Raw genomic sequence first — 9,314 nt, 5'->3', positions numbered from 1 at the left:
CTTGGCTATTCAAATTTTTTTTAGATTCCAGTGATTGATGCCAGAATGGCGTGAATTCAGCCGTATAATCAGGCAAAACGACCTTCTGATCGGCTGGAAACCAGTGTCGGAAAAAAACAAGTGTACTACCGTGACGAGAAGTGAAATCGCCTGTAACGCGCCTATGATCGCTGTGCGCGCAACTTGGAAAAGTAGGTGAGTCGCTTCTTCAATTCGCGTTCGAACCCACGTTCAACCGGTTGATAAAGGGCCGGTCGGGTCATGCCGTCCGGGAAATAGTTCTGCCCCGAGAACCCATCCTCGGCATCGTGATCATAGGCATAGCCATCGCCATAACCCTGATCTTTCATCAGCTTGGTTGGCGCGTTCAGGATATGCTTGGGGGGTGGCTCACTGCCGGTTTTCTTGGCTTCTCGCATGGCCGCCTTGTAGGCGGCATAGCCAGAATTGGATTTGGGCGCGAGGGCGAGGTAGGTCACGGCCTGCGCCAAGGCCAATTCGCCTTCGGGGCTTCCCAGACGCTCATAGGTTTCCCAAGCGTGCAGGCAAACGGTTTGTGCCTGCGGGTCGGCAAGGCCGATATCCTCAACCGCCATCCGGGTGATCCGGCGCGCCAAATAGCGCGGGTCCTCACCGCCGGTGAGCATCCGGGCATACCAATACAGTGCTGCATCCGGATCGGACCCGCGCACCGATTTGTGCAGCGCAGATATCAGATTGTAATGCTCATCCCCGCCCTTGTCGTATTTCGCCGCCCGCCGCATTAGCCGGGTCGTCAGGGCCTCGGTATCCAGCTTGCCATCCACCTGCCACGCCGCGACCTGTTCGATCAGGTTCAAAAGCGCGCGGCCATCGCCATCGGCCATTTCCAAAAGCGCCTCGCGCGCCGGACCGTCCAGCGGCAGGGCACGGCCAAGTTCGGCCTCGGCACGTTGCGCCATGCGTTCCAGATCGGCAAGGGAAAGTCGTTCCAGAACAAGAACTTGAGAGCGGCTCAGAAGGGCTGCGTTCAACTCGAAACTGGGGTTTTCCGTGGTCGCGCCCACCAGAAGGATCGTACCGTCCTCCATATGGGGCAGAAACCCGTCCTGCTGCGCCTTGTTGAATCGGTGAATCTCGTCCACGAACAAAAGCGTCCCCTGCCCGTTCGCGCGACGGTGCTTGGCCTGTTCAAAGACCTTTTTCAGTTCGGGAACGCCAGTGAAAATGGCACTGATCTGAACGAAATGCAGATCGGTTTCATCGGCCAGAAGCCGGGCGATGGTGGTTTTGCCAACACCTGGAGGCCCCCAGAAAATCAGCGATGACAGGCTGCCCGAGGACAGCATGACACCAAGCGGGGCCTGCGCACCAAGCACCTGCTCCTGCCCGATCACCTGCGCTAGGGTTTTCGGGCGCAGGCGGTCGGCCAAGGGGCGCGGTGCGGTGTCGGGAATGGCGTCAGGGGCCTGATCGAAAAGATCGCTCATCCCTTAAAGCCGAAACCGCATGACCAAACGCCGCGATCCCCGCTGGACCTCGAGGGCCAAACGGTTGCGCGCGTCGCGCAGAAAGCCCACGGCTTCACGGCTTGCCTTGGGGGCCAAGCCATTGATGGACAAAAGAATATCCCCCCTTCGAAGGCCCGCGCGCGCGCCTACCTGCCCCGGATCATCGACAACAACCCCGCCACTCATCAGCGACAGATCATAGTCAGCGATCACAGCAGGGTTGAGAGTGGACAATGTCAGACCCGGAATTGCCGAGCCATTGCCGGTGGTTGTCTGATCGCGTGGGGGCTCGTTTGGTGCCGCGATCAAGCGGATGGGTGTCACATCACGGTGCCCATCACGGTAATGGGTTAGCTTGACCTCTTCCCCCAAGCCCTTGACGGACATGCGAAAAATCATTTCTGCGGGTGTGTTGACCGGCAAACCGTCCACCTGCGTGATCACGTCCCCGGGGCGAATGTCCGCCTCCGCGAAGGGGCTGTCCGGGTGAACCTCGGAGATGATGATCCCCCCCGGTCGGTCCAGCCCCAGACCTTCGGCCATGTCAGCCGTCACGGATTGCCCGGAAAGGCCGGCCCACGGCCGCTCAAAGCGGCTGTTGCCGGCCTTGGCCTGGGCGACGAATTGCGCCACCAAGGCCGAAGGAATGGCAAAACCGATACCATTCGATCCGCCAGACCGGCTTAGAATTGATGTATTGATTCCAATGAGTTGGCCGTTCACGTCCACCAACGCCCCGCCCGAGTTGCCGGGGTTGATGGGCGCATCCGTCTGGATGAAGTAGCCCCGCGCATTGCCGGTGGCTGTGCCCGAGCGGGCAAGGCCCGACACGATACCGGAACTGACGGTTTGGCCGACGCCGAAGGGGTTGCCGATGGCAAGGACCAGTTCCCCCACTTCAACAGTGTCGCTATCGCGCAATTCGAGGGCGGGGAGGCTGGGCGCATCCTGCATCCTGAGGATCGCAAGGTCGGATTCTTCGTCTGATAACAAGACCTTGGCTTCGAACTCGCGCCGATCCTTGAGGACAACACGGATGTCCGTTGCCTCGCCAACGACATGGTAATTCGACACGACGATACCGTCCTCACTGAGGATCACGCCGGAGCCGAGAGAGTTCTGCACCCGCTGTTGCGGCACCCCGAAGTTGTTGAAAAGGTTTTGAAAAAACGGATCGCCCGCAAAGGGGCTTGAGCGGACATTGACGATCCGGCGCGCGTAGATGTTCACCACGGCGGGGGCGGCGCGCTTGACCACGGGCGTAAACCCCATGGAAATCTCGGCCTGAGAGCCGGGCACGCGGGTTTCGGCCCATGCCGGGGAGCTGAGGCTAATGAGAAGGATGATCAAGACGCGGAGCATGAAACCCCCTTCAATTCCATGTCCCAAAGATATGCGAAGGCGGGCGGGAAAGTGCAACCGCAAAGAAAAAGACCCCCGCCAAATTGGCAGGGGCCCGAAAAGAAACCGTTTGGTTTCAATATCTTATTCTTCGCCTGCCGCCGCTTCTTCGGCTTCGACGCGGGCGCGGTCTGCGGCACCTTTGGCGTCGACATCCCGATCGACGAATTCGATGATGGCCATCGGGGCCATGTCGCCGTAGCGGAAGCCGGCCTTCAGGACGCGGACGTAGCCGCCCTGACGTTCGGCGTAGCGCGGGCCGATGACGTCGAAGAGTTTCGCGACGTACTTGTCCTGCTTAAGCTGGGCCGCGGCCTGACGGCGGGCGTGAATATCGCCGCGTTTTCCGAGGGTTACCAGCTTTTCGACCACGCGGCGAAGTTCCTTCGCCTTGGGCAGGGTCGTCTTGATCTGTTCATGTTCGATGAGCGAACCGGCCATGTTGGCCCAGAGGGCCTTGCGGTGCTCGTGGGTGCGGTTGAGGCGGCGGTAGCCTTTTGCGTGACGCATTTTTCTAGTCCTTTGCTGTGTTTTGCTTTGTCTGGCCGATGATGCGTGTCACCGACTCTCCTTGGGGCGGGTGCCCGGGGTAAGTTTCGTACGAGTCGTACGTTTTGTACGTGAGTTTCGTACGAAACTCGGGGGTGCCGCGGGCCGGATCGTACGAGTCGTACGAAACGGCCCACGAAATTCTTAGAACTGGTCTTCGTATTTCTTGGCCAGATCTTCGATGTTGTCGGGCGGCCAGTCTTCGACATCCATGCCGAGGTGCAGACCCATGCCCGAGAGAACCTCTTTGATCTCGTTGAGCGACTTGCGGCCGAAGTTCGGGGTGCGGAGCATCTCGGCTTCGGTTTTCTGGATCAGGTCGCCGATGTAAACGATGTTGTCGTTCTTCAGGCAGTTCGCCGAACGGACCGACAGTTCCAGCTCGTCCACTTTCTTGAGAAGCAGCGGGTTGAATTCGAGACCTTCGTCCTCGTCCTGACGACCGGCCGACTCGGGCTCTTCGAAGTTGACGAAGATCGACAGTTGGTCTTGCAGGATGCGGGCGGCAAAGGCCACGGCATCATCCGGCGTGATCGAACCGTCGGTTTCGACTTTCATGGTCAGCTTGTCATAATCCAGCACCTGCCCTTCACGGGTGGGTTGGACATCGTAGCTGACCTTGTTGACCGGCGAATAGATCGCGTCCACGGGGATCAGGCCAATCGGCGCATCCTCGGGCTTGTTCTTGTCGGCGGCAACATAGCCTTTGCCGGTGCCGACGGTCAGTTCCATGTAAAGGTCGGCGCCTTCGTCGAGGTGGCAGATCACGTGATCCTTGTTGAGGATCTCGATACCCGCGCTGTCGGCGATGTCACCGGCAGTGACCTCACCCGGGCCCTTGGCATTGATCGAGAGGCGCTTGGGCCCTTCGACGTCCATGCGCAGGGCAACGCCCTTGAGGTTCAGCACGATGTCGGTGACATCTTCGCGAACGCCCGCGACGCTGGAAAACTCGTGCAGGACGTTGTCGATCTGAACGCTGGTGATGGCGGCACCCTGCAGCGAGCTGAGCAGCACGCGGCGCAGAGCGTTACCGAGCGTCAGGCCAAAGCCACGCTCAAGCGGTTCTGCCACGACGGTGGCTTGGCGGAGCGGGTCGTTGCCCGGCTTCACCTCAAGCTGGGTCGGCTTGATCAATTCGGCCCAATTCTTGTGGATCATGTGGTCCCTCCATTCCTGTCCCGGCCCCATGTCCGAAGGTCCGGAACGCCCGAGGTTTAAAACGACGGATTGGGGCCGTGCAGAACACGCGGCCCCAACCAAATAAAAAGTGCTTAGACCCGACGACGCTTCGGCGGGCGGCAGCCGTTGTGCGCGATCGGCGTCACGTCACGGATCGAGGTGATGTTGAAGCCGATGGCGGCCAGCGCACGAAGCGCCGATTCACGGCCCGAACCGGGGCCCTGAACTTCGACCTCAAGAGTTTTCATACCGTGATCCTGTGCCTTGCGACCGGCATCTTCGGCGGCCATCTGGGCGGCGTAAGGGGTCGACTTGCGCGAGCCCTTGAAGCCCATGGTGCCGGCGGACGACCACGAGATGGCGTTGCCTTGCACGTCCGAGATCAGGATCTTGGTGTTGTTGAACGAGGAGTTCACATGAGCAACGCCGGTGGCGATGTTCTTGGAAACCTTTTTCTTGGTGCGACGAGTATCACGTGCCATTTCTCAAGCCCTCCCTTACTTCTTCTTGCCGGCGATGGGTTTCGCCGGGCCCTTGCGGGTGCGGGCATTGGTGTGCGTCCGCTGACCGCGAACCGGCAGGTTGCGGCGGTGACGCAGGCCACGGTAGGACCCGAGGTCCATCAGGCGCTTGATGTTCATCTGCACTTCACGGCGCAGGTCACCTTCGACGGTGTAGTTGCCGTCGATGTGTTCGCGCAGGGCCAGTGCTTCGGCGTCGCTGAGCTCGTTCACCCGGCGGGTGGGGTCGATGTTGACAGCTTCGCAGATGGCCTTGGCCGAGGTGTGGCCAATTCCGGTGATATAGGTCAGGGCGATAGGCACCCGTTTGGCGGTGGGAAGGTTTACGCCGGCGATACGTGCCACGTGTCATATCCTTTCGTTGCGGTTCCGTAGCTCCAGAACCTTTTTTCACAACGTAGGCCCGAGGCGTGACGCTTCGGGCCGCAGCTGAATTCCAGGTGATCGATTCGCAATCGGACGGACCAATAGGGAATCATTTACTCTTTCGAGATAGGGGTGGTTAGGCGCAAAATCGAGGGGCGTCAACCCCCCTGCCCTTATTTGTCCAGCACGCCCGCGATGGCGCCGGAAACCTCGTCGATCGCGCCCAATCCGTCCACGCTTTGGAGTTGGTCCTTGGCGTAGTAATAACCAATCAGAGGAGCCGTTTTCTTGTAGTATTCCATCAAGCGGTGTTTGACGCTTTCCTCGTTGTCGTCGGCGCGCACGGGTTTGCCCGCAGCGCGCGCTTCTTCGGCGCGGCCGACGATACGTTTGACGAGCGTGTCGTCATCGACGCGCATTTCGATCACCGCATCGAGGGACTCGCCCTGCTCTTGCAGGAGGTCGGCCAATGCGTCAGCCTGTGCCAGCGTCCGGGGGAAGCCGTCGAAGATGAAGCCGCCCTGCTTGTCGCCTTGCAGCTTCTCGCGGATGAGGCCGATCACGATCTCGTCGGTGACAAGGTCACCGCGGGCCATGACATCGGCGACGATCTTGCCCATTTCGGTGCCGCTGTCCTTGGCCTCGCGCAGCATGTCGCCGGTCGAGAGTTGGATCATGTTGCGTGCATCGACGAGTTTCTGGGCTTGTGTGCCCTTGCCCGCGCCCGGTGGTCCGAGGAGGATAATATTCATTTGCGTCCTGTCCCTTTTCTGCGGGCGCGTTTCTTGCCCTTACCTTTGCCGCCCAGTTGCGATTTCTCGATCAGGCCCTCGTACTGGTGGGCGAGCAGGTGCGATTGAACCTGCTGGATCGTGTCCATGGTCACGGAGACCACGATGAGGACCGAGGTGCCGCCAAAATAGAAAGGAATGGCGAATTGGCTACGCAGAACTTCGGGCAGGAGACAAACTGCCGCAAGGTAGGCCGAGCCGAGAACCAGAACACGGGCCACCACGTATTCGAGATACTCGGCGGTTTTCTTGCCCGGGCGGATGCCGGGGACAAAGCCGTTCTGCTTTTTCAGGTTGTCGGAAACCTCATCGGGTTTGAAGGCCACGTTGTAGGTGTAGAAATACGCGAAGAAAACGATCATCGCGGCGAAGAACAGCAGGTAGAGCGGCTGTCCGGGGCCGAAATAGGCCATGATCGTCGACATGATGGGGCTGGTCTGGTTGCCCGAGAAGGTACTGATCGTGGCGGGCAGCAGCAGCAGCGAGGAAGCGAAGATCGCCGGGATCACGCCCGCCGGGTTCACCTTGATCGGCAGGTGCGAGGTGCCGCCGTCATAGACCTTCATGCCCACCTGGCGGCGGGGGTACTGGATATGGATCTTGCGCAGGGAGCGTTCCATGAAGACCACGAAGGCGATCACGGCGATGACCATGAGGATGACGCCGATGATCACCGCGGGCGAGATGGCGCCCGAGCGGCCTTGGGAAAAGAACTGCGCAAGGGCGGCGGGAACCTCGGCGATGATGCCCACGAAGATGATCAGCGAGATACCGTTGCCGACACCGCGCGCGGTGATCTGTTCACCCAGCCACATCAGGAACATGGTGCCACCGACGAGGGTGATCATGCAGCTTGCGATGAAGAAGAAGCCCGGGTTCGTCACCAGGTCGCCCGACTGGAGCGAGGCCGCCAGCCCGTAGGATTGCAGCGTGGCAAGCCCCACGGTGCCGTAGCGGGTATACTGGTTGATCTTCTTGCGGCCCTGCTCGCCCTCTTTCTTGAGTTGTTCGAGCGCCGGGACCATGGCGGTCAGAAGCTGAACGATGATCGAGGCCGAGATATAGGGCATGATGCCAAGCGCGAAGATGCCCATACGGCCAAGCGCACCGCCGGTGAACATCGACAGCATCCCGCCGATCGACGCCTGCGCGCCTTCCATGAAGTCACGCAGCGCGGCGCCGTCGATACCGGGGACCGGGATATAGGTGCCCAGCCGGTAAACGACCAGCAGACCGAGCGTGAACAGGATGCGGTTGCGGAGATCGGTGGCCTTGCCGAGGGCGGCCCAACTGGTGTTGGCGGCCATTTGTTCTGCTGCAGATACCATGCGCGGGTCTCTTCCTTGAACGACAACGCCGCCTCAAGCCGTTTTCCGGCCCAGGCGGCGTTTGGGAAAACTTAAGGTTATGTAAGCGGCGCGGGCGCCGCTCACAACCTGTTATTCAGCCGCCTGCGCGGTTGTGACTGTCAGGGAGCCACCCGCCTTTTCGACAGCTTCGACGGCGGATTTCGACGCGCCGGTCACTTCGATGTTGAGCTTGCCGGTCACCTCGCCCTTGGCGAGAACGCGCACACCGTCGAGCTTGCGGCGCACGAGGCCCGCATCAAGCAGCGCGTCTTCGGTGATGGCGGATTTCGCATCCAGCTTGCCCGCATCGACGAATTTCTGGATCAGGCCGAGGTTCACCACGGCGAATTTCTTGCGGTTGGGTTTGGTAAAGCCGCGCTTGGGAAGGCGCTGATAGATCGGCATCTGGCCGCCTTCAAAGCCCTTGATGGCCACACCCGAGCGGGATTTCTGACCCTTCAGGCCCCGGCCGCCGGTTTTGCCCATGCCCGAGCCCGGGCCACGGCCAATACGCTTGCGGCGTTTGGTTGCGCCGGGATTGTCGTGCAGTTCGTTCAGTTTCATGTCGCTTCTCCTGATGCCGGATGTGACCCCCGAAGCGTGATAGGCCAACCACGGCGTTTCTTGATATGTTGAGTCGTAGCCCAAGAGGCCACCCGCGGGCGTATAAGGGGTGAAAGGGCGCGATGCAAGGGGGCAAGAAATGTGCACCCCCCTGCCCCATCATTAAATGCAAAACGCCCCGGCCATTTCTGACCGGGGCGTCTGGACCTTGGCGGCGGAAATTTTCAAAATTTCCGGTCCGTTTTCTTTTAAAGAAAACGGCTCAGCCCTTTTCCTCGATGATTTCGACCATGTGCGGGATCTTGGCGATCATGCCGCGCACGGCCGGGGTGTCTTCCAGCTCGCGGGTCTTGTGCATCTTGTTCAGGCCCAACCCGATCAGCGTCTGGCGCTGTTTCTCGGGGCGGCGGATCGGCGAGCCGATTTGTTTGACGACGATAGTCTTGGCCATTGGTCGCTCTCCTTACGCTTCGGCGGATTCTTTGGCCGGTGCGTCATCCTTTTTCAGGATGTCGGCGACCTTTTTACCGCGGCGCTGTGCCACCATGCGGGGGCTGGATTGGAATTGCAGCGCGTTCAGGGTGGCGTGGATCATCGCATAGGGGTTCTGCGACCCGGTCGATTTCGCCACGACGTCATGCACGCCCAGCATTTCGAACACGGCACGCATCGGACCACCGGCGATGATACCGGTCCCGGTCGGCGCCGTGCGCATCACGACCTTGCCCGCGCCGTGACGACCAAAACCGTCGTGGTGCAGGGTGCGGCCCTCTTTCAGGGGCACACGGATCATCTTGCGCTTGGCTTGTTCGGTCGCCTTGCGGATCGCCTCGGGCACCTCTTTGGCCTTGCCCTTGCCGAAGCCGACGCGGCCTTTCTGATCGCCGACGACCACGAGAGCGGCAAAGCCGAAGCGCTTACCACCTTTCACGGTTTTCGACACGCGGTTGATCGCGACAAGGCGATCTGCGAATTCCGGCGCTTCGTCGCGATCGCGACCTCCGCGGCGGTTGTCATCTCTTGCCATTTGGCATCCTTTCCATGCGGCACCCTGCGGCACCATTCCGGTTGTCTCGATCACTGGTGTCGCGGCACCATGGC

The 9,314-nt window shown here is 60.5% G+C and carries 11 protein-coding genes; all 11 read right to left on the bottom strand.

Annotated features, from left to right (window positions below; translation table 11 throughout):
• Positions 1 to 161: 161 nt before the first annotated feature.
• Positions 162 to 1,469, bottom strand: coding sequence for a replication-associated recombination protein A (locus FDP25_RS12355; protein ID WP_154152141.1), 1,308 nt, complete (start codon positions 1,467 to 1,469; stop codon positions 162 to 164).
• A gap of 3 nt (positions 1,470 to 1,472) precedes the next feature.
• Entirely contained in the window at positions 1,473 to 2,852 is a 1,380-nt protein-coding gene (locus tag FDP25_RS12350; protein ID WP_154152139.1) for a trypsin-like peptidase domain-containing protein, read from the bottom strand.
• A 123-nt stretch (positions 2,853 to 2,975) separates the two neighbouring features.
• Positions 2,976 to 3,401, bottom strand: a complete 426-nt coding sequence (gene rplQ, locus FDP25_RS12345) for a 50S ribosomal protein L17 (RefSeq protein ID WP_154152137.1) — start codon at positions 3,399 to 3,401, stop codon at positions 2,976 to 2,978.
• Between the two features lie 183 nt (positions 3,402 to 3,584).
• On the bottom strand, positions 3,585 to 4,601 hold the full coding sequence (locus FDP25_RS12340; RefSeq protein WP_154152135.1) for a DNA-directed RNA polymerase subunit alpha: 1,017 nt from the start codon (positions 4,599 to 4,601) through the stop codon (positions 3,585 to 3,587).
• Positions 4,602 to 4,714: 113 nt separating this feature from the next.
• On the bottom strand, positions 4,715 to 5,104 hold the full coding sequence (gene rpsK, locus FDP25_RS12335; RefSeq protein ID WP_154152133.1) for a 30S ribosomal protein S11: 390 nt from the start codon (positions 5,102 to 5,104) through the stop codon (positions 4,715 to 4,717).
• A gap of 15 nt (positions 5,105 to 5,119) precedes the next feature.
• Positions 5,120 to 5,488, bottom strand: coding sequence for a 30S ribosomal protein S13 (gene rpsM, locus FDP25_RS12330; protein WP_343032037.1), 369 nt, complete (start codon positions 5,486 to 5,488; stop codon positions 5,120 to 5,122).
• 194 nt (positions 5,489 to 5,682) lie between these two features.
• Positions 5,683 to 6,261 (bottom strand): adenylate kinase, encoded by a 579-nt coding sequence (locus FDP25_RS12325; RefSeq protein ID WP_154152131.1) that lies wholly within the window; start codon positions 6,259 to 6,261, stop codon positions 5,683 to 5,685.
• Complete coding sequence (gene secY / locus FDP25_RS12320; protein ID WP_154152129.1) at positions 6,258 to 7,628, bottom strand: preprotein translocase subunit SecY; 1,371 nt, start codon at positions 7,626 to 7,628, stop codon at positions 6,258 to 6,260. Before secY ends, FDP25_RS12325 begins: the two co-directional genes overlap by 4 nt.
• A 111-nt stretch (positions 7,629 to 7,739) precedes the next feature.
• Positions 7,740 to 8,213: a 50S ribosomal protein L15 gene (gene rplO / locus FDP25_RS12315; protein ID WP_154152127.1), complete on the bottom strand. Its 474-nt coding sequence runs from the start codon at positions 8,211 to 8,213 to the stop codon at positions 7,740 to 7,742.
• A gap of 262 nt (positions 8,214 to 8,475) precedes the next feature.
• Complete coding sequence (rpmD, locus tag FDP25_RS12310) at positions 8,476 to 8,664, bottom strand: 50S ribosomal protein L30 (RefSeq protein WP_069301454.1); 189 nt, start codon at positions 8,662 to 8,664, stop codon at positions 8,476 to 8,478.
• A gap of 12 nt (positions 8,665 to 8,676) precedes the next feature.
• Entirely contained in the window at positions 8,677 to 9,240 is a 564-nt protein-coding gene (gene rpsE, locus FDP25_RS12305) for a 30S ribosomal protein S5 (RefSeq protein ID WP_154152125.1), read from the bottom strand.
• Positions 9,241 to 9,314: the final 74 nt, after the last annotated feature.

This window comes from Roseovarius bejariae, assembly GCF_009669325.1.
GTDB classification, from domain to species: domain Bacteria; phylum Pseudomonadota; class Alphaproteobacteria; order Rhodobacterales; family Rhodobacteraceae; genus Roseovarius; species Roseovarius bejariae.
Note: the sequence above shows the minus strand (reverse complement) of the source record. Positions and strands in the feature narration are given on the sequence as shown.